This window comes from Rhodopseudomonas sp. AAP120 (assembly GCF_001295845.1).
Taxonomy (GTDB): Bacteria; Pseudomonadota; Alphaproteobacteria; order Rhizobiales; family Xanthobacteraceae; genus Rhodopseudomonas.
The window spans coordinates 18,540-42,113 of sequence record NZ_LJIC01000107.1 but is presented as its reverse complement, the minus strand read 5'-3'; the positions used below and the strand labels follow the sequence as shown (position 1 = coordinate 42,113).

Annotated in this window: 19 protein-coding genes, 1 tRNA gene and 3 pseudogenes; 8 read left to right on the top strand and 15 right to left on the bottom strand. The window is 60.7% G+C overall.

From position 1 onward, the window contains the following. Positions 1–51 precede the first annotated feature (51 nt). The gene (locus tag IP86_RS28155; RefSeq protein WP_283804784.1) at positions 52–405 is read right to left on the bottom strand and encodes an MFS transporter; all 354 of its coding nucleotides are present in this window, start codon (positions 403–405) and stop codon (positions 52–54) included. A gap of 100 nt (positions 406–505) precedes the next feature. Here IP86_RS28155 and IP86_RS28150 point away from each other — a divergent pair. Next, positions 506–1,452 (top strand): IS630 family transposase gene (locus tag IP86_RS28150; RefSeq protein ID WP_012494616.1). Its coding sequence is split into 2 segments (ribosomal slippage): positions 506–845 and positions 845–1,452, totalling 948 coding nucleotides; the frame shifts between segments, so codons are not numbered across the junction. A 29-nt stretch (positions 1,453–1,481) separates the two neighbouring features. Here IP86_RS28150 and IP86_RS29415 read toward each other — a convergent pair. The 3 genes and pseudogenes from IP86_RS29415 to IP86_RS17115 all read right to left on the bottom strand — a co-directional run. Beyond that, positions 1,482–1,769, bottom strand: a pseudogene (locus IP86_RS29415) (MFS transporter); the annotation flags it as partial. A gap of 137 nt (positions 1,770–1,906) precedes the next feature. After that, positions 1,907–4,348 (bottom strand): heavy metal translocating P-type ATPase, encoded by a 2,442-nt coding sequence (locus IP86_RS17120; RefSeq protein ID WP_012494615.1) that lies wholly within the window; start codon positions 4,346–4,348, stop codon positions 1,907–1,909. Between the two features lie 228 nt (positions 4,349–4,576). After that, a pseudogene (locus IP86_RS17115) lies at positions 4,577–4,843 on the bottom strand (phosphoketolase family protein); the annotation flags it as partial. A 364-nt stretch (positions 4,844–5,207) separates the two neighbouring features. Between IP86_RS17115 and IP86_RS17110 the strand changes: the two are divergent. From IP86_RS17110 to istB, 3 genes and pseudogenes are all read left to right on the top strand, one after another. Then, on the top strand, positions 5,208–7,037 hold the full coding sequence (locus IP86_RS17110) for a multicopper oxidase domain-containing protein (protein WP_012494614.1): 1,830 nt from the start codon (positions 5,208–5,210) through the stop codon (positions 7,035–7,037). A 251-nt stretch (positions 7,038–7,288) separates the two neighbouring features. Continuing rightward, a pseudogene (istA, locus tag IP86_RS17105) lies at positions 7,289–8,779 on the top strand (IS21 family transposase); the annotation flags it as partial. Between the two features lie 8 nt (positions 8,780–8,787). Next, complete coding sequence (gene istB, locus IP86_RS17100; protein ID WP_054163737.1) at positions 8,788–9,651, top strand: IS21-like element helper ATPase IstB; 864 nt, start codon at positions 8,788–8,790, stop codon at positions 9,649–9,651. Here the strand turns inward: istB and IP86_RS17095 are convergent. The 10 genes from IP86_RS17095 to IP86_RS17050 all read right to left on the bottom strand — a co-directional run bounded on the left by IP86_RS17095 (position 9,631) and on the right by IP86_RS17050 (position 18,033). Further along, positions 9,631–10,539 (bottom strand): DUF4238 domain-containing protein, encoded by a 909-nt coding sequence (locus IP86_RS17095; RefSeq protein WP_012494611.1) that lies wholly within the window; start codon positions 10,537–10,539, stop codon positions 9,631–9,633. The two genes, istB and IP86_RS17095, sit on opposite strands and share 21 nt — an antisense overlap. 220 nt (positions 10,540–10,759) lie before the next feature. Beyond that, positions 10,760–11,053: a hypothetical protein gene (locus IP86_RS17090; protein WP_012494610.1), complete on the bottom strand. Its 294-nt coding sequence runs from the start codon at positions 11,051–11,053 to the stop codon at positions 10,760–10,762. Then, positions 11,053–11,847 (bottom strand): hypothetical protein, encoded by a 795-nt coding sequence (locus IP86_RS17085; protein ID WP_012494609.1) that lies wholly within the window; start codon positions 11,845–11,847, stop codon positions 11,053–11,055. Before IP86_RS17085 ends, IP86_RS17090 begins: the two co-directional genes overlap by 1 nt. After that, the gene (locus tag IP86_RS17080; RefSeq protein ID WP_012494608.1) at positions 11,844–12,557 is read right to left on the bottom strand and encodes a hypothetical protein; all 714 of its coding nucleotides are present in this window, start codon (positions 12,555–12,557) and stop codon (positions 11,844–11,846) included. Before IP86_RS17080 ends, IP86_RS17085 begins: the two co-directional genes overlap by 4 nt. A gap of 46 nt (positions 12,558–12,603) precedes the next feature. Continuing rightward, positions 12,604–13,311 (bottom strand): hypothetical protein, encoded by a 708-nt coding sequence (locus IP86_RS17075; protein WP_012494607.1) that lies wholly within the window; start codon positions 13,309–13,311, stop codon positions 12,604–12,606. Between the two features lie 23 nt (positions 13,312–13,334). Then, complete coding sequence (locus IP86_RS17070; protein WP_012494606.1) at positions 13,335–14,003, bottom strand: hypothetical protein; 669 nt, start codon at positions 14,001–14,003, stop codon at positions 13,335–13,337. Continuing rightward, on the bottom strand, positions 13,996–14,373 hold the full coding sequence (locus IP86_RS17065; protein ID WP_012494605.1) for a hypothetical protein: 378 nt from the start codon (positions 14,371–14,373) through the stop codon (positions 13,996–13,998). The genes IP86_RS17070 and IP86_RS17065 overlap by 8 nt, the downstream gene beginning before the upstream one ends. A gap of 17 nt (positions 14,374–14,390) precedes the next feature. Then, positions 14,391–15,665, bottom strand: coding sequence for a DUF6538 domain-containing protein (locus IP86_RS17060; protein WP_012494604.1), 1,275 nt, complete (start codon positions 15,663–15,665; stop codon positions 14,391–14,393). A 217-nt stretch (positions 15,666–15,882) separates the two neighbouring features. Next, a complete protein-coding gene (locus IP86_RS17055; RefSeq protein ID WP_012494603.1) occupies positions 15,883–17,856 on the bottom strand; it encodes a DUF6538 domain-containing protein in 1,974 nt (657 codons plus the stop codon). Positions 17,857–17,958: 102 nt separating this feature from the next. Further along, positions 17,959–18,033, bottom strand: a tRNA-Gln gene (locus IP86_RS17050). A gap of 205 nt (positions 18,034–18,238) precedes the next feature. Between IP86_RS17050 and IP86_RS17045 the strand changes: the two genes are divergently transcribed. The 4 genes from IP86_RS17045 to IP86_RS28135 all read left to right on the top strand — a co-directional run bounded on the left by IP86_RS17045 (position 18,239) and on the right by IP86_RS28135 (position 22,686). Further along, positions 18,239–20,020 (top strand): acyl-CoA dehydrogenase family protein, encoded by a 1,782-nt coding sequence (locus IP86_RS17045; protein WP_054163734.1) that lies wholly within the window; start codon positions 18,239–18,241, stop codon positions 20,018–20,020. Positions 20,021–20,226: 206 nt separating this feature from the next. Then, positions 20,227–20,988: a crotonase/enoyl-CoA hydratase family protein gene (locus IP86_RS17040; protein ID WP_054163733.1), complete on the top strand. Its 762-nt coding sequence runs from the start codon at positions 20,227–20,229 to the stop codon at positions 20,986–20,988. Positions 20,989–21,166: 178 nt separating this feature from the next. Continuing rightward, the gene (locus IP86_RS28770) at positions 21,167–22,033 is read left to right on the top strand and encodes a DUF5919 domain-containing protein (RefSeq protein ID WP_156332540.1); all 867 of its coding nucleotides are present in this window, start codon (positions 21,167–21,169) and stop codon (positions 22,031–22,033) included. A gap of 2 nt (positions 22,034–22,035) precedes the next feature. Then, positions 22,036–22,686: an O-methyltransferase gene (locus IP86_RS28135; RefSeq protein WP_082364067.1), complete on the top strand. Its 651-nt coding sequence runs from the start codon at positions 22,036–22,038 to the stop codon at positions 22,684–22,686. Between the two features lie 205 nt (positions 22,687–22,891). On the opposite strand, the gene IP86_RS17035 is transcribed toward IP86_RS28135, so the two are convergent. Then, complete coding sequence (locus IP86_RS17035; protein WP_054163732.1) at positions 22,892–23,374, bottom strand: hypothetical protein; 483 nt, start codon at positions 23,372–23,374, stop codon at positions 22,892–22,894. Between the last annotated feature and the right edge of the window lie 200 nt (positions 23,375–23,574).

Below are 23,574 nucleotides of genomic sequence, written 5' to 3'. Positions count from 1 at the left end.
GGCTCGAAAAGACACACTATCTAGCGACTGAGCGTTTAGTGCAGTGATTTGCTATTTAATTACTGAAGAACCGATCGCGCATTTCATCGCGGCGGCCGCCGCGCTCGCGACCATCCCGCTCACCTCAAGATTGTTCACGGCATTGATCCAGAAAGGTGCCGTGATGCCGAAGGCTGCCGTCAGCGCGCCGCCGAGCGCGGGCCCGATTGCGCGGCTGAGGTTAAAGCCGACGCTGTTCGCCGCGATCGCTACATGCAGGTCCCGCTTCGGCACGAGCTGCGGCGTAACCGCTTGCCATGCGGGCGCCGTCAGCGCTCCGAAGGCGCCGATCAGAAACGTGAATACGAGGAGTAGGCTAAGTGTTACAAGATCGAACGCGACCAGCGCCGCGAAGATTGCCGCGATTGCTGTTAGAGCGATTTCCGAGCTGATTGACTCGGGCTGGGATTCCCAAATCGGGGCGCAAGTGATTCAAGATCCCTGCCGGGGCTGGAGGCCGGCCGGGATGTCGAAGGCTCTATCGCTTGATTTAAGGACACGAGTTCTGGCGGCGATCGCCGGTGGGCTGTCGTGCCGTCAGGCCGCGGAACAGTTCGGGGTCAGCGCATCGAGTGCCATCCGCTGGCGAGCCATGCAGCGTCGGCAAGGCGACGCGCGGCCCAAGGCATTGGGGGGTGATCGCCGGTCAGGTCGCATCGAAGCGCATGCCCCGAGCATTCTGGCGCTGGTCGAGACCAAACCGGACATCACGCTTCACGAGATCCAGGCGGCGTTGGCCGAGCAAGGCGTGGCGGTCGGAATCGGGACGTTGTGGCGCTTCTTCGCGCGACGACGGATCACTTTCAAAAAAAGACTGCGCATGCCGCCGAGCAGAACCGTCCCGACGTCGTGATGCGGCGAACGGCTTGGGTTGAGGCGCAACCTGCATTCGACCCCGCGCACCTGGTGTTCATCGACGAAACCTGGGCCTCCACCAATATGGCCCGCAGCCGCGGCCGAGCCCCGAAGGGCCAACGCCTGCGCGCCGCTATCCCGCATGGACACTGGAAAACCACCACCTTCGTCGGCGCCCTACGCCTCGAAGGCATGACGGCGCCCTTCGTGCTCGACGGACCGATCAACAAAGACGCTCTCGAAGCTTACGTCGAAAGCATCCTCGTTCCCACACTGCGATCCGGCGACATCGTGGTGATGGACAATCTGTCGAGCCACAAAAGGTCACGCGTCTCGGCGCTGATCGCCGAAGCCGGCGCGGTGCTGCTCTATCTGCCGCCCTACAGTCCCGACTTCAACCCGATCGAGAACGCGTTCGCAAAACTGAAGGCTCTGCTGCGCAAGGCCGCCGAGCGCACCGTCGAGGGCCTCTGGGAAGCAATCGCCCGATGCCTCGACGCATTCAAGCCAACCGAATGCGCAAACTACTTCGCCGCTGCAGGTTACAAACCAACATGATCGGAAAACGCTAGCGGCTTCGCGCCTGCGATCAGAAAGCGCCGACGGTCGACGATGTCGGCAAGCGCACCGGCCGGGATAGCGATTAGGAAAGATCGGTAAGCCGGCGGCGACTTGCACCAACGAGACGATAAGCGGATCGGGATCGAGGTTCGTCATCAGCCAGCCTGAGGCGGCGGTGTACATCCAAGTGCCGATGTTGGCGACGACCGAGGCGGTCCAGTCACCGTGTATGCCGGATGGCGGAACGGACCAAAGGCCGAGCCGGTCGCCGACTTTTGATCGTCGCGGATCGCGCGTGGTGCTTCGCCTGTCATCCTAGTCAGTTAAGCCGTGCCGACCGAAAAAGCCAGCGCCGTTGCGCAGTTGGCGGACGTGACAGACACTCCAGTCCTCAAAGCCCGACCGTCTTCAAGAGCTGTTCAGGGCGGCACACCTGACACGGCGCGCGTGATCACGACGTCGCCGCGACGGGGATGATCGCTTCAGAGGTAGAAGTCGCGCGCCGACGGCGGATGCCGGTCAGCTTCGTCCGCTTCAACATCAGAGCATTGATGGCTACCAATGCCGTACTACCGGACATCGCAAGAGCAGCAATGCTCGGCCCAAGCAGAAATGGATACAGCACGCCAGCGGCAAGCGGAAAGGCTATCACGTTGTAGCCGACCGCCCACCATAAGTTTTGATGCATTTTTCTGAGCGTCGCATGGGAGAGTTCGATGGCCCCGACCACATCGTAAGGGTCGCTCTTCATCAACACAATGTCGGCACTTTCCATCGCGACATCAGTGCCTGCACCGATTGCGAAGCCAACATCGGCCTGGGTCAAGGCCGGAGCGTCGTTCACGCCGTCGCCGACCATGCCGACCTTTTTACCTTGCGATTGGAGTTCCTTGACCTTGCCCGCCTTGTCGCTAGGCAACACATTTGCGAAGACTTTATCGATCCCGAGACTCTTTGCGATCCGCTCGGCCGTACCCTGATTATCTCCTGTCAACATCGCGACCTCGACCCCCCGCGAACGCAACGCCTTGACCGCTTCCACCGCCGTCGGTCTCACCGCATCGGCGATGGCGATCAAACCCACGAGCTTGCCGCCTACTGCGAGATGAACGACCGTTCGTCCGGCGCCCTGCAGTTCCTCGGATTTCGCGCCGAGCTCGCCGCGATCGATCTTATTCTCAGTCATCAGCAGTTTATTGCCGAGCAATGCCATCTTGCCGTCGATCTCGGCTTGCGCGCCCTTGCCCTCGACATTCTTGAACCCGGTTGCCTTGGGTGCCTTCACGTTGGCGGCCCGGCGCAGGATGGCCTGGGCCAAAGGATGGTCCGACCCTGCTTCCACCGCTGCGGCCGCAGATAGCAATTGATCCTCGGAGGCGCCGGCAGCGATCGCTAGATCCACCACCTCGGGATGGCCCATCGTCAGCGTACCGGTCTTGTCGAAGATGACAACGTTCAATTTTGTAGCGTCCTCCAGCGCCGACGCATTTTTGAATAGGATGCCATTCATGGCGCCGAGCCCGGTTCCGACCATGATCGCCATCGGCGTTGCCAGCCCAAGGGCATCGGGGCATGCGATCACGAAGACGGTGATCGTCAGGCTGAGTGCGAACAGCAGCGTCTGGCCGATCCACCAGTACCAGATGACGAACGTAAGCAGGCCCACGGCGACCGCTGCCAGCACCAGCCATTGCGAGGCGCGATCCGCGAGCAGTTGCGACGGCGCCTTGGAGTTCTGAGCTTCCTGGACGAGCTTGACGATCTGGGCGAGAGCCGTGTCTGCTCCGACCTTGGTTGCGCGATACTGAAACGCACCGCTCTTGTTGATGGTCGCGCCGATCACGGCATCGCCGACCTTTTTGACTACTGGCATCGATTCCCCAGTGAGCATCGACTCGTCGACCAGCGACGATCCTTCTAGCACGGTCCCATCAACCGGGATTTTGTTGCCCGGTCTGATCAGGACCGTATCGCCGGAAATGATCTCAGCGGTGGGTACTTCGAATTCCTTGCCAACCCGCAGCACCGTTGCCTTGGGCGGCGCCATATCCATGAGCGCGCGGATCGCCTCAGATGCCCCTGCCCTTGCACGCATTTCGAGCCAGTGTCCGAGCAGGATGAAGACGAGCAGAATTGCCGAGGCTTCGTAGAACTGGTGGCCGCCATAAAAGAAAGTCGAGCCAACGCTAAACAGATAGCCGGTGCCTACGCTGAGGACGACCAGGACGGCCATGTTTGCAACCCCGCTGCGGAGTGCGCGGTAAGCTGCAACAACGAATGGCCAGACCGGGTAAAGGATGGCGGCGCTCGCCAAAACGAACAGAACAAGGTCCAGGCGCAGGCCGAATGGTGGCGGGATTTGAATGAAGTCCATGCCCATCGGCGAGAACAGGAAAATCGGCAGACTAAAGACGAGCGCGATCCAGAAGCGATTGCGCATGTCGCGGACCATGCCCTGCATGTCCATGCCGACGCCGTGGCCCATTTCATGCGCCATGGCATCGCTCCTTTCCCCGCCGTGCACCCTGTGCTCGGCCATCGCGTCGGCCGCCATCATGCCGGGAGCCGCCGTATCGCCGCGATCTCTATGCGTTTGGGAATGCGCATGCTCGAGCTGGCTGGTCTGAACCGTCGGACCAGTACTCGGCGGCGTCGACTTTTCGCAAACGTGCTTGGGCAGCGCTTCGCCCGCACAATGAAAACCACAATTTCTAATCGCTTCCTGTATTGCAGCAGGGCTGGTCTTCTCCGGATCGAACATGACGGTCGTCGAGCCAGAAACCGGATTAACCGACACGCGACCGACACCCGTAACATGCTGTAGATGCCGTTCGATTCCATGTGCGCCAAGGACCGAGAATAGATCGCGGACTTCGAGCGTAATCTTCGTCATGGATGCGTGCTCCCACCGATTACTTCGCAAGTTTGCTGGCCTCAAGATTTAGCTGCTTGTTCTCATCGGCGTGGTGAGGGCCAGCGCAGAGCCGCTTTCCACCTTGCGGACGTTCGCCTTGTTCGCTCAGTAGGATGCCGGTTCGGCCGGTATGCTGGCCGGAGAGCGACCAAGCGAATTCGCCGTGTCGCATTTGGTAGAGGCGCGAGAGCAAACTCGGTAAGCCGGTCACGTCTTTGCGTCCCACTGCCAGTTTCGGATTTCCGGCATGTCTTCGCCATGGTTGCGGATGTAATGGTTATATTCAATGAGCTTGTCCCGAAGCTGCTGCTTTAAATAAGCCCCCTTGGCACTCACCTGCGGCAGGCGATCGATCTCGAGGTGGAAGCGATCCGGATCGTTAAGCACCGTGATATCGAAGGTGGTGGTGATCGTGCCCTCTTCTTTGTAGCCGCGGACGTGCAAATTGTTGTGGTTCGTGCGGTTTCGAGGGAGGAGCTTTTGTAGACATTGCCGAACCTTCCGGCCTCGATCTCTTCGACGACCTGAGCGATGCCGCGCCGGATTGACCTGAAGTTCTTCAGTCGCTCGTCCCACAGAAAACCAAGTACGGTAGGTCGATCCAGGATCCTGGCGCCATCGTTCCACCAGCGCGCGCAAGAGATAGGTCAGGTCCGGCTGCGGCATCGCCCCCATCATGTTCGCAGATCCATGCTGAGCGGATCAGCGCGCCAGCGACGCTCTCGAGTCGCAAATATTACAGCGATTGCCAACATTTTTCTCACGTCGGGACCGCGTTGGGAAATGGAACGAAGAACTTAAGCGGCGGTTGCGTGACGGACAATGCATCGGAGGAGCCGTGATCGCCCTTCCCTATGATTATTTTCTGCTTGGCTGGTTTGCCATAGCGCTAATTTCGACGGTTTACGTCGGCTACGATCAGTTTGCGGGGAATCCCGAGCCCACAGTGATGAAATGGGCGTTTATCTTGATAACGCTCTATATGGGGCCGTTCGGACTCTTGCTCTACGTGCTTGCAGACAAGGAGCCTCGCCCCGGAGAACACGAACGGTTCACTTCGCCGCTTTGGAAGCAAGGTGTCGGCAGCACCATTCATTGCGTCGCCGGAGACGCGACCGGCATCATTTTGGCCGCGGTAACGACCGCGTTGCTCGGATTGCCGATGTGGATCGACTTGATCGTTGAGTATCTGGCCGGATTCTCATTCGGGCTCTTCATCTTCCAGTCTCTGTTCATGAAGCGAATGATGGGCGGCTCGTACTGGCAGAACGTAAAGATGAGCTTCATGCCCGAATTCATCAGCATGAACGCGATGATGGCCGGAATGGCCCCGACGATGAGCTTCCTGATGATGGGGCGTGATATGCGCGCCATGGACCCGCTCGAACTGACGTTCTGGGGCGTAATGTCGCTCGGTGTGATCGTGGGATTCACGACAGCCTATCCCTTCAACGTTTGGATGGTGCGCGCCGGCATCAAGCACGGCCTCATGACTGAAAGATCCAGCGAACACGACGAAGGCGATAACCGGCAAGGAGATCATGGCGGCGGAAAGGGAATGAAGAGCGAGGCGACCGGGCCGCAACTTGCAGCCTTGGCAGGGGTCACTGGATTGCTACTCATAACCGGAATGGTATGGCCCGGCTTTTTCGTGAATCTGAACCTGAGCGCTCGCGACGTGGACGGCGCGATAATGCCGCCCGGCATGATCAATACGTTCGAACTGCCGGCCGCCGCCATGCGCGAAATGGCGGCGGTGAAGCCTCGGCAGGTGAGATACGAGGCGCCGAAGACGGCCCGCGGCGACCAGGTGCTGCAGCCGCGGCTGGAGAACGGCGTCAAGGTGTTCGATATCGAGGCTTCCGTGATCCGCTGGAACATCCTGCCCGACGTCGCGGTGCAGGCTTATGCCTACAACCGCCAGATACCCGGGCCTCGGCTGGAGCTCACGGAGGGCGACCACGTGAGGATCAACTTCCGCAACGAGCTGCCGGAGAGTACGACAGTGCATTGGCATGGATTGATCGTGCCGAATGAGATGGATGGCCCGGCGAAGATCACGCAACCTCCGGTGCCACGGGGCGGATCATATAGCTACGAGTTCACCGTAGGGCAGCACGGGACGTATTTCTATCATAGTCATGACCACCCCGATCGGCAGCAGGCCCTCGGATTATATGGCGCGCTTATCGTTCATCCGAAAGATCCGTCGTCGGAGGTCAAAGCGGACCTTGAGTATACGATCCAACTTCAGGAGTGGCTGAAACGGGAATGGCTCACTTATCCAGCGATGCTGATGGAAGGAGAGCTACCCAACTACTTCACGATCAACGGTAAGGCTTTCCCGGCGACCGACACGGTGCAGATGAAGGTTGGGCAGACGATAAAGTTGCGCTTCATCGGGACCAACAACAACTTCGTTCATCCGATGCACGTACACGGTGGCCCCTTCGAAGTCGTGGCAGTGGATGGGGTTACTCTTACCGAAGGCGCCCGCTACCAGGCCGACACTGTCAACGTCGGTCCGGGGCAAAGATACGACGTGGTTTGGACCGCCCGCAGGAGCGGGAAGTGGTTGGTGCATTGTCATATTCCCCATCACACCTCGAACAACAATGTCGAGCAAGAAGGGGGCGGCGGGTTGATGCTGGTCTTGAACGTTCAGTGATCGTCAACGACGATCGGATGAGTGCGGCCGTTGTGTCGACAGGGGCCCATGGGATGCCGGCGTGCGCCTAGTCCAACTCGAGCATGGTGTTGATTTGCCCTTGTTCGATCTCCCATAGATCGACGCGGCGCTTCAATCAGGACTGTGTTTCGGCGTGCAATTTTGACCCCCTGAGCCGGGGGATCGGCGTCCAAAATTGACCCCCTCCCATTCCACGCTACCCGCTTTGGCTCGAAGCGGGTGGTGGAGGAATGCTGACAGTGGAGACGGTCGCTCGGATTCGGCGTGAGCATTTTCTCAAGGGCAAGACGATCAAGGAGATCGTCCGGGACCTGAAGGTGTCGCGGAACACGGTCCGCAAAGTGCTGCGTTCCGGTGAGACGTCATTCGAGTATGAGCGCGAAGTTCAGCCGCGACCGAAGCTTGGGCGGTGGACGGCCGAGCTGGATGAACTGCTCTCGACGAACGCCACCAAGGCAGCTCGCGAGCAGTTGACGTTGATCCGGATCTTCGAGGAACTGCGCGGGCGCGGTTATGACGGCGGCTACGATGCCGTGCGCCGCTTCGCCCGGCGCTGGGCCAAGGAGCGCGGCCAGGCGACGGCCGCAGCTTACGTACCGCTGAGCTTCGCGCCGGGAGAAGCCTACCAGTTCGACTGGAGCCACGAGATCGTCCTGTTTGGCGGGGTGACGACGATCGTGAAGGTCGCCCACGTCCGGCTCTGCCACAGCCGGATGTTGTTCGTGCGGGCCTATCCGCGCGAGACCCAGGAGATGGTGTTCGACGCTCATGACCGGGCGTTCGCCTTGTTCAAGGGAACCTGCGGACGCGGCATCTACGACAACATGAAGACGGCGGTGGAGACGATCTTCGTCGGCAAGGACCGTCTCTATAATCGCCGCTTCATGCAGATGTGCAGCCACTACCTGATCGAGCCGGTCGCATGCACGCCGGCGTCTGGCTGGGAGAAGGGTCAGGTCGAGAACCAGGTCGGCCTGGTGCGTGAGCGATTCTTCACGCCGCGGCTGCGTTTCAGGAGCTACGACGAGTTGAACGCCTGGCTCACGGACAAATGCATCGCCTACGCCAAAGCCCATCGCCACCCAGAGCTGACCGAGCAGACGATCTGGGAGGTGTTCGAAGCCGAGCGACCAAAGCTCGTTCCCTATGCCGGCCGGTTCGATGGATTCCACGCGGTGCCGACCTCGGTCTCGAAGACCTGCCTGGTGCGCTTCGACAACAACAAATACTCGGTCGCCGCCAGCGCGGTCGGTCGACCGGTCGAGGTGCATGCTTATGCCGACCGCATCGTCATCCGCCAGGACGGCCGCGTCGTTGCCGAACATCCTCGCTCGTTCGGTCGCGGCGAGACCACCTACGATCCCTGGCATTACGTTCCCGTGCTGGCGCGCAAGCCGGGCGCCTTGCGCAACGGCGCGCCGTTCAAGGATTGGGTGCTACCGGCAGCGATGGAACGCGTCAGGCGCAAGCTTGCCGGTGTTGCCGACGGCAACCGGCAGATGGTCGATATCCTCAATGCGGTGCTGACCGATGGCCTGGCGGCGGTCGAAGCCGCCTGTGTCGAGGCGATCGCGCACGGCGTCCATTCCGCCGACGTCATCCTCAACATCCTCGCTCGCCGGCGCGATCCAGCGCCGCCGGCCAACATCCTCACCCCCGCGGCGCTGGCGCTGCGTTACGCGCCCATCGCCGATTGTGCCCGCTACGACAACCTCCGGAGGATGGTCTGATGGAACGCACTCAACTCTTCGACTTGATGGGCGAACTCAAGCTGTACGGCATGAAGGCCGCCTTCGACGAGATCATGGCCACCGCGGTCAAGCGCCAACACGAACCTCAGCGCATCGTCGGCGACTTGCTCAGTGCCGAGATCAACGAGAAGCACGCGCGCTCGATCAAATACCAACTCACCATCGCTAAACTGCCGCTCGCCAAGGACATAGACGACTTCCAGTTCGAAGGGACCCCGATCAACCAGACCCTGGTCAAGGACCTGGCGGGCGGCGGGTTCATCGCCCAGCAACGCAACGTCGTGCTGATCGGCGGCACCGGCACCGGCAAGACCCATCTGGCCATCGCCATCGCCCGGAACTGCATCCGGGCCGGCGCCCGAGCCCGGTTCTACAACGTGGTCGATCTCGTCAATCGGCTCGAGACCGAAGCTCGCAACGGCAAGCAGGGGCAGATCGCAGAGCACTTGACCCGGATGGACTTCGTTGTCCTCGACGAACTGGGCTATCTGCCGTTCGCCCAGGCCGGCGGCCAGCTCCTGTTCCACCTGATCAGTCGCCTCTACGAGCGCACCTCGATTATCGTCACCACCAACCTGGCGTTCGGCGAGTGGCCCAGCGTGTTCGGCGACGCCAAAATGACGACCGCATTGCTCGATCGGCTGACCCACCACTGTGACATCGTCGAAACCGGTAACGACAGTTGGCGGTTCAAAAGCCGAGACGACGATCACACCGCCCGCGCTCGCCACGTCTCCACAACCCCGACCAGCTCCGACGCGGCGAGCGCTACCGCCCAAACCCGTCGCTCAAGGGGGTCAAAATTGGACGCCGATACGGGGTCAAATTTGCGCGCCGATTGACACATAGTGGGCGATGTTCGGAAATAGAGGCGTCGGCTCCATCTTCGTCGATATCCGGTTATCGATGAAGCGCTCCTGAGACTTGTCCTGCGCCCAGACGAACCGTCGGGCACGGGTTGCGACGAAGGTGTTGATGTCGCAGACCAGTCGTTCGGGGGCGGCGCGGCGCAGCTTCTCGAAGGTGGCGTCGTCGTTTGCGGCCACAAAAACCTTGGTTGGACTTATCGGGATGGAAAGAATTCCGTTCGTCTCTTTGATGTTGAAGAGCTCGACGGGCCGGTCGGACGTGAGCAGCCGATATGGTGCGGCGGAGACGTCGATAACCGCATGCTTCATCTGATTTATGTGGGCACCAACCTCTTCATTGTCGAGCGCCTTGATGATCATATTGACGCGCACCTTTACCGGCGCAAGCGGATCGCGTACCGCGAGATATTCATCAAAGCTCGGAGGGTCTGTCTGCTTCCGCGTGGCGTCATAGCGGGCCTGGCAATCAAGACCGCCGGCGGTCCAGATCGCGGCTGCCGCAGTGCGCAGCTCCGGCATCGCGTCGGGATGGCGAAGATGTATCGCGACGATGAAACGCGACCATGCGCTGACCAATTCGCTCGTCCAGGGCAGGGACTTGACGCCGAGGTGTTTATCGAGGGCGTCCGATGCCTTCTGGTCGGCATACTGGAAGAAGACCTGCTCTATGAATTGTGCGGCGTCGGAAGGCAGCTCGGGAAAAGAATAAAGATCGCGCTCATAGCCCGTCGAACCGGGCCCGACCGACTTCGAAATGAGCTTTCCGCCCTTCCGCGTGTATTCGACGAGCTTGCCATCCGGGCCGGCCCATTGCTTCAGGTAGAAGGCGGGTATGAAGTGGTGATCGCGGGGCAAGTTCATGCCGCTACATAGCACAAGACAGGCCGAAAGCGCCGTTTCGCCGTGCGCGCGCCGCCGTATCAACGGGCCTTCCCCGACGCTGCCTACAGCCCGTAGGAACACGAAAGCACTACGTAACGGACGTCTTTTCGATCAGGGCAGAACAAATGGGCGGCGCCAAATGGAAAGCCGAAAGGTGGCGCGGCTGGACAATGGAGGGAAATCCAACGATCTGCCGAATCTAGTTTCGGACGGGTTTGCCCGGCCTGCGGGACGCGGTCCCGCTCGCGCCGATCGCCGCTCCCTTCGCCTTGAGGACGTCGTCCCTGATCGCCTGGTCCGCCAGGAGACGGAACACCTGCGCCCGCAAGCGGGGCGATCTGGCGAGATCGTCCCGGCCGTTGGCGAAACCGTGCCTGTAGCTGGCCGAGCAACTCGCCGATGGTTCGGGATTGTCCGGTCTGAATCCGTCCAGACAGCCCTCCACCATCTCGTCGTGAAACACGTCTTCGAGCGGGCGGTTGTCATGCTTCATCACTTCAGCATCTCCTCGATTTTGAGCACGTCGTCGGGCGAGTTCAGCGTCATCACGCGGATGCCGTGATCGAGCTCGTTCGCGTTCGGCTGATTCCAGGGCAGGTAAGGTTCCGTGATCGGATCGACGATATGCTCGAGGCCGACGGTGTAGTCCTGGACGAGATCCCAGCCCGACTCGTCGAAGATCAGGCGAAGCCAGCCGCGCGACTTTCCCTTGTGCACGGACATCTCGACGATCTCGACCTGCCACATGTAGTCGAGGATGCCGTCGCGGTCGGTGGAGCGCTTGAACTCCGGTTCGTCCTCCTGGAGGTCGCAGGTAATGGTGTAGCCGTCCGCGAGAATGGCATCCACGAGCTTGGTGGCGATCTCCCTGTCGATGCGCCGGACCTCGCGCTTCTCCGCCACGCGCTTGAGGCGCTTGTCGAAGGCTTCGTCGCTCTCGACCCGGCCCTTCCAGTAACGACCGCCGAACCGCAGGAACTGCGCAGCAATCATGTTCATGCCGAGCATCTTGTCCAGCTCGGGCTGCCCCGAACGGACGACCGTCGCGTGAAGATCTTCATGCCAATAGGGAAGGCCGATCGGGTCTTTGTTGTTGGAGTGAGCCCGCCACGTGTAGTGGACGAACGAACCGTAATCATCTTCGCCGAGATCGACGCGCCAGGCGTTCTGGTAGCCAAACGCGATCTTCATGGCTTCCGTCGCGGAGAGGTGCCGCGCGATCACGACGTCGTCGTCCTCGATGTGGTTGACGGGAATGTAGGCGGTGTAGGTCTGGCTATCGTTCACGGCTTGCTCCGCAGTTTCATCAGCTTCATGAGATCCTCGTTGCGTTTGACCCCGTGCAGGCGCTTCAGCACGTCGATCAACAGACGGCCGCCCCGCAACGAATATTCGAAGGCGACGTACGCCCAATCGTCTATCTCGCCGTCGTCGGAACAGCCGACGATGTTCAGCTCGACGAACGCACCGAGGAGCACGCTCAACTCGTTGCAGTCCCAATCGCGGAGGGGCTTCGCCAGCCACTCGACGTGGTTCGCGCTGTACCGCGAGGGAACGCCGTGATGCGGTTTGGCGAAATCCCGGATCGCTCGAGCGAGCTTTTCGTGACCGTCCGCCGCGCTAAGTTGGACCAGAGCGCGGGCGCTTCCCACCGGACGCGAGGCGACGATGACGTCGGCCTCGTAACCGTAGGTATGCCGATTCAGCAACCGCTTGAACTTCAGACCTCCGGGCATGCCCAGCCGGTCGGACAGCCGGCCCCCGACTGCCCAGCAGAACGCACGCGAGTGGACGATCGGGTATTTGCGCCGGTCGAGGTGTTTGTCGACCAGTCCGACCAACACCTCGATCTCGAGCGGGACCACGTCAGCAACCCGGGCTTGGCCGGCGGCGAGCCGCGCGGCATGGTATCGTACGAACGTGGGCAGATGATCTTCCCAGTGGGTGCCCTCCCGATAGACGAAGCCAGGCAGGAACAGTTCGAGATTCGTCGTCATGCGAACCGCGCCATCTCGGGAAGAACGTGGCGCTCCGACGTCGCGCTCATGACGGCTCCCCCTCGAACACGAGGTTGCTCAGGAACTCCTTCGCCTTCTCGCGCCGGCGAGCGGCGACCTTCTGTTCGAAGCGCTTCCAGTTGACGGCGCCTTCGAAAGCCGAGCAGGCCTTGCCTTCGGCGATATCCGAGAACAGCCGATCGTCGATCTCCGGGTCGACGAATGCATCCAAAAGAACGCAAAGCTCGATCTTGTCCCAGCGATCGATGGGCTTCCCGATCCAGTCGTCGATCACGTTGCTGTAGTAGGGAAGGAACCCGTCGTAGGGAGTGAACCAATCCTCGATCGCTTCGATGAGTCTCTCATGTCGCTCCTGCATGCTCAGTTCGAAGAGCTTGCGGGCGCTGCGAAGGGGCATCGTCGCGAGGATACGGTCGGTCGTGAAATCATACTCGCGCGGGCTCTTGAGCTTCGAGAACTTCAGTCCCAGCCGGAAGCCCAACTGCTTCGAAATATCCTTTTCGAAGCCCACGCAGAAGGCTTCGGCCAGGCCCGCGCAGTGACGGGAGACGCTGGTCGTTTCGGACAGGATCTCGACGAAATCATCGACGTCCAACGCCGCATCTCCGATTTCCGACGCCGCGAGCAGCGTGGCGTAGAGCTGTTCGGAGGAAGACAGCAACTCCTCCCACTCCGTCTGGTAGAAGCCGCCGAAGGCCGGCAGAAACGTATCGAGCGTCGTTTTCTTGGTCACCTGTTGCCCTTGTCCGGTCGGTGTCAGTTCAGGGAATTTCCGCGCGGGTACTTCTCGCGCCGGCGCTGCGCCGCCGCGGCCCGGAATTTCTCCCAGTCGATCGAGTTCGAGAACGCGAGTTCGGCACGTCGGGCCGCGATCCCCGCGATCGCCTTCTTTTCGACGCCGGGATTGGCGAAGGCCCGCAAGACCGTGCAGAGCGTGGCACGATCCAGTCGCGCCAGGCATCGGGACGCCGCCTCGCTCAGCCCGCCGGATTCCGGCGCGAGCTGCCAGAGCGGCTCGAACTCGGCCGGTACGATGCCGTCGAGCGAGCGGTGCCGCTTCTCTTCGCAGCGATCGAGGATGTTCCGGACCGTAAAGAGCGGCACCAGCGCCACGATACGGTCGCTCTCCGCTTCGTAGCGGCTGAACCGGAGCCCGTGCGGAATTCCGAGCTTGATCGCGAGATGAATGCCGAAGATGTCGCAGAACGACTTGGCGATTTCCGCGCACTGTCGGGCGGGGTCGCCTACCTCATCGATGATCTTCAGATAGTCATCGCGGTCCAGCGGGCGATTGTCTCCCTCATGCAGCTTCGCGTAGTTCGCCGCCGTCCGCTCCCGCGGCCCGGAGAGCAGCGCCGCCCAGCCCGGCGACGAAAAGCCGGAAAAATCCGGCATGAAGGCTTCGAGAATCATCGGTTCAGTCATGTCGCATCTCCCGCGGCGTCGCGTGCCGGCGCTCGTAGTCCTCGTCGCTTTCGATGTAGCCGTCCCAGAAGGCGCGCGGCTCGCGCAGCAGCTTCTTCCCGATCATCCGCATCGCGCGGTTGCTGTCCGCCGCGGGCTTGCCGGAACGCGGAACGGCCACCGACAGCACGCTCTCGAACGTCCCCTCTTCCGCGGAACGTCGTCCGATCGCGAAGAAGCGGAAGCGGCCCTCCTCGCCGTAGATCACGGTGGCCTTGCCCTTGTCGCCGTGCTCCAGGGCCAGGACGAGTGCGTGCATGAGCGTGACGCCGCGGGCGAGAACTTCCTCGCGCGGGCCGGTTTGCAGGAACAGGGTGTAGGTCTTCTTCATGAGTCCTTCTCGGTCCTTCAGGCCAGATACCGCGGCAGCTTCTCGATCTCGCGCAGCGCGACCAGCGGCCAGGTCTCGCCGTAGCGGTCGGCGACCTTGGCGCCGGCGTGACCCTGGATGATGTTGCGGACGTCCTCGGGCATCGCGACGACGCGGGAGATCGAGGAGAAGCGGTGGCGCCAGCCGTGATTCGGCGCCACGCGCGGATCGATGCCGAGCGAGCGGACCCACTCCGCCAGACGCTCGCCGACCTTCTTGTGATGCGGATTCGAATCCTTGGCCCCGCGGCTGCGGCGCGGATCGTAGAAGAGCGGCCGCGTGCCGCGCGATTTCGCGTAGTCGAGCAATCCCTGCTCGATCAGATGGCTATGGAGCGGGACCTCCCGAAACTTGCGCGTCTTGTTGGTCTCGGCGCGGATCCGGATCATCCAGATGCCGTCGCGCCGGACGAAGTCGCACCAGGCGAGCGGCGTGATCTCGTTGACCCGGCCGCCGGTATAGGCGCAGATCCACGGCACCCACCGGCGCGCGGCCGCCATCTCGACGCTGATCTTGTCCGACGGCGTGCGGAGCGTCGCGGACAGGATCGTCTCGGCCTCCTTGCCGTCGAAGCCCTTGTCGCGTTCCAGCAGCGCCTCGCGCACGCGCACCTTGATGCCGGCGGCGGGATTTTCCGGAAGCGTTCCCTGATCGACCGCGTACTGCAGCGTCGCCTTCGCCGCCGCCACGTAGACGTCGCGGACGGTGACGTTCGACATGCCGCCGTCGAGCAGCGCGTCCTTCCAGGCCACGATGTCGGTCCGCGAGATCGCCGCCGCGTCGTCGTGGCCGAGATGGGCGATCAGGCGGTCGAGGACCGGCGTCCAGCGCTTCACCGTCGACGGCGCGAGTTCGGCCTCCTTGGCGTAGGACGCGAAGAGCGGCCGCAGCGGCACCGGCGTCTTCGGCGGCCCGTCGACCGACGACGGGCCGGTCGCGCCTGCTGCGGCGTCCGCGACGACCCGAGCCGGCTCGCCGGCGACCGCGGGCCGCCGGGCGAACTTGGTGTCCAGGTAGGAGGCGAAGCGTTGGGAGTTTTCGAGGCGCGTGCCGTCGATCTCGGCCCATGCGCGCTCGAGCCGCGCCATCTCCTCGAGATTGCGGATCCGCGCGACGACGGGATCGCGTGTCTGCAGCGAGAACTTGATCTCGTTCTTGCCGACGGCGTCTTTCAGCCGTTCTGGCACGCGCTTCCGGAACAGGAAGATGCCGCTTTCCCGGTGACGCTTGGGCGTAAAGAGCGCGTTAACCATGACTTCCGTGTGTACCGAGGTTGTGTACCGACGGTCGTCCGGAAGAATCCCGAAAAGTCCTTCGGGATCAGGAAGAAGCGCTAATTCGCGTGCGTTTCGTGACTGCTGGCGGAGAGGGAGGGATTCGAACCCGGTCCCCGGTGAAGGCGTTTCGATATTGAGCGCGCTGGAGGATTTCCAAAGGCTCGTTAGTGACTGCTACATTAAATCCTTCGCTTCAGATCCTCCGCTTCGCCCGCGATGGCTGCGAAAATGGTGCCACTTGCTTCTGCTCAACCCACGGAAGGAGGTTTATGGTCGCCCGCTCCAGGTGAGTGGTAATGACGGGGAGTTTCAGAACAAGCTCCATCATCGTAGCGATCTCGTGAGGCTCGCAATACCGCTCGCTGGTCTCGGTGCCCCCGCCGTGACCAAGCAAATCAGCCCGGTCTTCTTCGGCAACGAGCCTCTTCTTTAACTGCGCACCAAACAGGTGACGCACGGCGTGCGCCCCTAATCCTTCCTCTGTTGCTCCCGACGACATCAAGATCGGCTTGAATTGCTTGTAAAAGCGATTTCCCATCGGGGAGGTTGTTGTAGGAGAATAGAGGTCAGGAAATAGCAATCTATAGCCAAGCGACTTGATTGCTTGAACATAGGCAATGAAATTGAGACGGATTACCTCTGGGTGCAGCGGAATATTGCGTTGTGATTGCGGGTTCTTGATGCGTCGCTGAGCATTTTTCGCAATATGCAAGTACGCATACTGCCCATTATCAAGAACAACGTCCTCCACCATCAACCCGCAAAGTTCTTCGCGGCGACAACCAGTATAGTAAATTAGAATTGGGACGAAGTACAAAGCGCAGTGAAAAACCTGCTGTTGCCCTAAGACTCCGGGCTCGTCCAGTCGGTTCCAGGCCGCGCAATTGTTGAACGGCGGAGCGCGAAAGACCACCTCGAACTGATTGAGCGGCAGCTTGGCTCTTTCGTCCCGAGCGCGCCGCTTCTTGCTTCTTCCCCGCAATTTAACGAGATCAATCTTCTCAAGATTATCTGCAACGCCATGCGCGAACGCGTGATCGAATATTTGCCGCAAGAATGTAAAGTGCCGATTGAGCGTATCGGCGCTAATTCCGCGCAACCCTTTCTCGCGTGACAATCCATCGGCTCTGAGCTCCGCGATCGTCAGCTCACTGTCACGGATAGACTTACCGTAGTGCTTGTAGATCTCGCTCCGAAGGAAGTCAGCAAACTTTCCAACGTGAATCTGCTTTAAGGAATTTAGATCAACCAAATGCTGATCTTGGATCATGAACTTGACGAACAGCTGCGAAATGCTTCGAACCTGCCGCTGTGTCTTTTCATCCCAGTGATCATCTTTTCGATTCAAGTCGATTACGTTCTCGGTGATTTTCAGAAAGTCCGCCATTGCAAAGGCCGTCGCCGGACTTTCTTGTTTCTCGGATCGCGAAACTTTATTTTGCTCGCGAGACGTGTCTTCGACCAATGCCGAGCAGGGCCGAACTGCGTCGCTGGACGTGAACATCCGATCGACGAGGTCCGCATCCTCCGCCCGAGTACCGCCATAGCGTCTATCGGCCGCGGCAAGCGCGAGCTTCATTCCCCGATAGTATGTACCCTGTGCAATCTGAATGTTTGTAGAGGTTGGCTCGGCCGCAACGCCCTCGATCAAACGCCGAAGAATATGGTGTTTGGTCGGGACCAGGCCGTTGTCTTTCAACATCTTCAGGTGACGCTTCACCGCCTCGATGTCAGCATCGCATAAGCCGTCTTCGACCATACGGACATGATCGTTGTCCGTGACCTCGGCGTAGGGGCCACGGGCATCGAGGAGCGAGTAGGTCCAGAAAGCTCTCTTATCGTCGCGACGGGCCTGATCTGGATCGAAGCCCGTGGACCCCTTGGCGACCAACGCGACCCTGTCGAGCTTCGTTAGATGTCGATCCACGACCGTCCGAAGCATGGCATCGATCTGGGATTTCGATAGCGTTGGATCGGCACTTTCGGCGAGCATCACTGCGTCCTCAAGCTTTGCATCAAGCGCCACCGCCAACCGACGTGCCGAGGGCAACGCGGTTGTGCGCAGGCTCACGAGAATATGCGAGGAGGCCCAAAAACTGGCAAGCTGACGCGGCCTGCGACGCCTCCAATAGTAGGTGGCCTGGCGGCGAAAAATGTGGAAAGCCACGGTCGTACGACACCCTAGTGTAGCAGCGGTGTGTCGCAGGGCTGTGTATCAGCCCCCCAGCTCAGAAATTTACTGCAATATTATCAATAAGATAGACCATTCTGGCTGGGGCGGGAGGGATCGAACCTCCGCATGGGGGAATCAAAATCCCCTGCCTTACCGCTTGGCTACGCCCCATCGCCCGCCGACCGAGTTGGACTGAGCCGGCGGCGGAATCATGTTTCGGCCCCGCCGGTCTATAGAGACGGCCGCCGGTTTTCAACCGCCCTGCCCATCCGGCAGCCGGCGAAATTCCGCCCGTGGGCAGGCGTGACGAAAGGTTGAGAGCGGCCGGATTTCATGGAAGAAGGCGGGCCAGTGCTCCGTCAGCCGGGATCTTCACATGACCTATCGCGCTCCGATCGACGACATTCTGCTCTCCCTCAACCACGGCGCGGGCCTGCAGGCCGCGGTGGCGGCCGGGCATCTCGGCGACTACGACAGCGAGATCACGGCGCAAGTGCTCGAAGAAGCCGGCAAGTTCGCCGGCGATATCCTGGCGCCGCTGAACCGGGTCGGCGACAAGCACGGCATCAAGCTCGAGCATAACGCCGTCACCACCGCGCCGGGCTGGCCGGATGCTTATCAGCGCTGGGTCGCGGCGGGGTGGAACGCGGTGTCGGGCCCGGAAGAGTTCGGCGGCCAGGGCCTGCCGGCCGCCCTCAACGCCGTCTGCACCGAGTTGTGGGCGTCGTCCAACATGGCGTTCGGGCTGTGCCCGCTGCTGACGCTGTCGGCGATCGACGCGCTGCATACCCACGGCAGCGACGAGCTGAAGCAGACGTATCTCGGCAAGCTGGTGTCGGGCGAATGGACCGGCACCATGCAGCTCACCGAGCCGCAGGCCGGCTCCGACGTCGGCGCGCTGCGCACCCGCGCCGAGCGCGCCGCCGACGGCACCTACAAGATCTTCGGCAGCAAGATCTTCATCACCTACGGCGACCACGACATGACCGACAACATCGTGCATTTCGTGCTCGCACGACTGCCCGATGCGCCCGCCGGCACCAAGGGCATCTCGCTGTTCCTGGTCCCAAAATTCCTGGTCAACGGCGACGGCACGCTGGGCGCGCGCAACGACATCTTCCCGAGCGGCGTCGAGCACAAGCTCGGCATCCACGCCTCGCCGACCTGCACCATACAGATGGGCGATCAGGGCGGCGCGATCGGCTATCTGATCGGCGAGGAAAATCGCGGCATGCAGTGCATGTTCACGATGATGAATCAGGCCCGGCTCGGCGTCGGCCTCGAAGGCGTCGGCATCGCCGATCGCGCTTATCAGCAGGCGCTGGCCTATGCGCAGGAACGCAAACAGGGCCGCGCCATCGGCAGCGACAGCAAGGGCTCCGACCCGATCATCAAGCATCCCGACGTCAAGCGCATGCTGCTGACGATGCGGGCGCTGACCGGCGCGGCGCGCACGATCTGCTACGCCACCGCGGTCGCGCTCGACATCGCGGCGCGCAGCAGCGATCCGAAGGTCAAGGCCGCCGCTACCGCGCGCGCGGCGCTGCTGACGCCGATCGCCAAGGCGTTCTCCACCGACATCGGCACCGAGGTCGCCTCGCTCGGCGTGCAGATCCACGGCGGCATGGGCTTCATCGAAGAAACCGGCGCCGCGCAGCACTATCGCGACGCGCGCATCGCGCCGATCTACGAAGGCACCAACGGCATTCAGGCGATTGATCTCGTCACCCGCAAGCTCGGCGCCAACAGCGGCGAGTCGGTGTGGGCGCTGCTCGGCGAACTCGACGGCATCATCAAGGACGTCGAGGCCAGCAACGATCCGGCGTTCGGCGCCACCGGCCCGCGGCTGCGCGACGCACTCGATGCGCTGACCCGCACCAGCAAGTACTTGCTCGACAAGCTCGGCTCATCGACCAACGATGCGCTGGCCGGCGCGACGCCGTATCTGCGGCTGTTCGGCGCCACACTCGGCGGCTGCTCGCTCGCGGCGGAAGCATTGGCGGCGCGCAATCTCGACGGCGTCGCCGAACCGGCACGTTATGTCACGCTGGCGCGGTTCTTCGCCGAGAGCGTGGCGGTGCAGGCCGGCGCGCTGGAGCGCAATGTGGTCGATGCCGCCGCCGGGCTGCAGGGCGCGGATGCGGTGCTGACCGCCTGAGCGGGTCGCTTTCGACAGCCAAAAACCATGTGGCAAACCTGGGGCAAGCCCGGAGCCGAGCGTCCCGACGCTCGGCGTTTGCCGTAACCGGTTGAAAAGCGGAGTCTTTCGTCGAACCCCGTTCTGGCCCCACAAGTGATAGTGTACACTGTTCGCAAATGCGGCCGTCGGTCCGGCCGCAAGCGAACCGGGTTGGGGGAAAGTCCATGACGGAGCATCTGATCGTCACCGATGAGGACGCCACGCGCGTCATCACCATGCGCCGGCCGGAGAAGAAGAACGCGCTGACGCAGGACATGTATCGCGCGATGAGCGACGCGATCGACACCGCGCAGAACAATCCGGCCATCCGCTGCCTGATCATCACCGGCGGCTCCGGCGTGTTCACCGCCGGCAACGACCTCGACGATTTCCTCAAAGCCGGCACCGACACCAGCGGCGCGCCGCGGGCCAGCAACGCGACGAAATTTCTCTACTCGCTGGCCCACAACGTGAAGCCGATCATCGCCGCGGTCGACGGCATCGCGATCGGCATCGGCACCACGCTGCTGTTTCACTGCGACTACGTGCTGGCCTCGACCACCGCGACGTTCTCGACGCCGTTCATCCAGCTCGGCCTGGTGCCGGAAGGCGCCTCCAGCCTGCTGGCGCCGCGCACCATGGGCCACCAGCGCGCCTTTGGCATGCTGGTGATGGGTCACAAGGTGAGCGCCGAACAGGCCCGCGAAGCCGGCTTCGTCAATGCCGTCGTCGCCCCCGGCCACACCGAGGAAGAAGCCCGCAAAGCCGCCCGCGAACTCTGCGCGCTGCCGGCCGAAGCCGTCGCCCTCTCACGCAAACTGCTCCGCCCTGCGCCGGACGAAATCGTCCGCCGCATCGATCAGGAAAGCCATCTGTTCGGCGAGCGGATGAAGTCGGAAGAAGCGGTGAGCGCGTTTCAGAGATTTTTTCAGCGGAAGCGGGGGTAGTTCCCACGTTCACACAAAGCACGAGGTCCAACAACCAACGCTTCCTGCATAAATTACCAGCGACCACGAATTCCGACCTTTCGACCATATTCACTTTGACCACATCCAAACAATCTGATCATTCGTTAGCGCTGACCTTTGGCCAGCGCGTACAGCTGAATTCATCCGGACACTGTCTATGTCGTTTAAAACCATCTATCATGACGCAACCTCAAAACTCGTACGCTTCGTAATAGTAATGCTGTTTCTCGGATCAGCACTATTCACCATGGATGCACTTTATTTTCACGAAAGCTTCCACCTTCGAGATTTTGCATCTGCCGCCATCCACGAGCTTTCAATCGCATTGATTATTGCCGCGATCCTCGTTGTGGTGGTTGACGTCGGATTTCGTCAGGAATTACTCGAAGATATCAGCCACATATTTCGCTACAGCAACAACAACGTCTTTCTTGATAAAGCTGTTCTCAGTCGCCGTGATATACTAGAAACGATTGCCGACGACATAAAGAGATCTGCTCGCGGGACACAAATCGATACGATTGGAGTTGTGGCAGGCTCTTTGTTTACTGTGACTCCGGGCAACGATCTTCTCGTGAAGAAGATTATTGAAGGCGTCCATTTTCGTGTTTTGATGATGCACCCCGATTCGAAGCTGCTACCCTGCATCGAAAGGGAATCGTTACATGGGACCACCTCAAATCTAACTACCTCATCATTCGCAACAGCAATTGGAGCGTTAGAAATTCTGATGCTCAACCTCACCAAGAAAACATCCGAGATTCGCGGCAGCCTTGAAGTTCGCCTTTACAGGGACGTCATGTCATCTGGATACCTATACTCAGGATCAGATTTTTCTGTCTTCAGTCCGTATCTTGCTCATAAGCGAGGAGAACTGTGCCCCGCGTTTACGACACTAAGCAACGACTATCGCGCCGAGCTGCAATCTCATTTTGATTACATCTGGGAGCAAACTGATAATTTTATTCTGGCTAAAGCAAATAGGGAGACCCTTACAAGCAGCTGCGATGGCTTGCGAGGCTAGGCATGTGGAGCTCATTTCGAAACTCGCTGAAGAAATTTAAAGAGATCGATGTACATCCACACATCTGCTGTGAGAGAGCTGAGGGATTCACCACGGCATCTTTTGAAAGCACGGAGGTTGATTACCTGGACCTGCTATATGGACTTGTCCGCTGCATCAAACCGCGATCTGTCGTCGAGACTGGGTGCCACTTTGGAATAAGCAGCACATGCATCGCTCTCGCGCTATGCGAAAACGAAAAGGATGGGGCAGAGAATGGACGCTTACTCTCAATTGAGATTGAGCGAACTAATTTAGAACATGCGATCGCCACTGCAGAAGCCTGGGGAGTGCTGCAACACATCGATTTCATTCAGGGCGATTCGGTTGACTATCTTACAACAGGCGCAATACCGGCTTTTGACATGGGCTTCTTCGATAGCACAAGAACTCGGCGTGCATTGGAGTTTCGTGCTATTTACAATCGAACCAAGTTCAACCGCAACGCAATCGCGGCATTTCATGACACCAGTCGGCACCGATCGATGAGCATGGCCTCTCAAAGAGTGTCGCAAGACCTCTACCTTTCAGAGCTCGACAAGATTCTTCCTTTAGCGCAAGGATGCATTGAACTCACGAAAAGCAGAGGATTACGCGTATTCCAGCTCCCATAGGAATGCCGGGACGCCTCCTCATTTGAAACGCAAATCGACCGAGTTGAGCTCAACTTCATTCGAGGTCATAAGATAGATAGAGTGACGTTTGACCGAGCCTTTTACCAACGAGCTCCGGTTCTTCGATTACAGCTTTCGGCTTCCTCGCCACTCCGTTAGCTAGTTTTGTATGCGATCTAAAGTAATGATTATAGCTAGATATTATCTACTTCTTCTTCACCTCGAACACCTGATCGCTGAACGGATTCATCGCCGGGGTCTTCAGCTCGACGAAGCCGAGCTTCAGCTCGCTGTGACACGAATTGCAGCCCTTGGTGAGTTCGCCATAAGCTTTGACGAACGCCTTGCTGTCTTGCGCGGCGACAGCGGCCGTCACCGCGTCGATCGGTTTGGCCATGGTGGTGATGTCGTTGACCGGGAGGCTCTGGTACAGCGAGGCGGCGTCCTGCAGGCGGGTCTTGATCTGCTTGGTCTGGTAGGCGGCGAGTTTCCAGTTGCCCGTGATGCCGGCGAACCACAGCTTGATGTGGCGCCCTTGTGCGGCCTCCATCAGATCCGCGAGGCGCGGGTTGCCGGGCTTGACGGCGTCGGCGGCCTGCTGCGCGGCAGCCGGCGGCAGCGCCGCGGCGAGCGCGCCTCCGCAGATCAGGGCGGCGGCGAGGAGGAGCGTGATCGGCTTCGGGCGCATGCGTCACCTCTTGGAAAGCGCGCCGGCGGCGCGGCGGGCGGACTCAGAATCACCACGGCAGTTTCAGCGCGACGTTGCGCTTGCTCAAAGGCTGCCCGGAAAATGGTATTCAGCGGCGGTTGGCCGCGCCGGGCGATGGACAGAATCCGGTTGCCAGACGGGGCCGGCTGAGCGATGCCCCGTCATCGCAATTCGCCGGA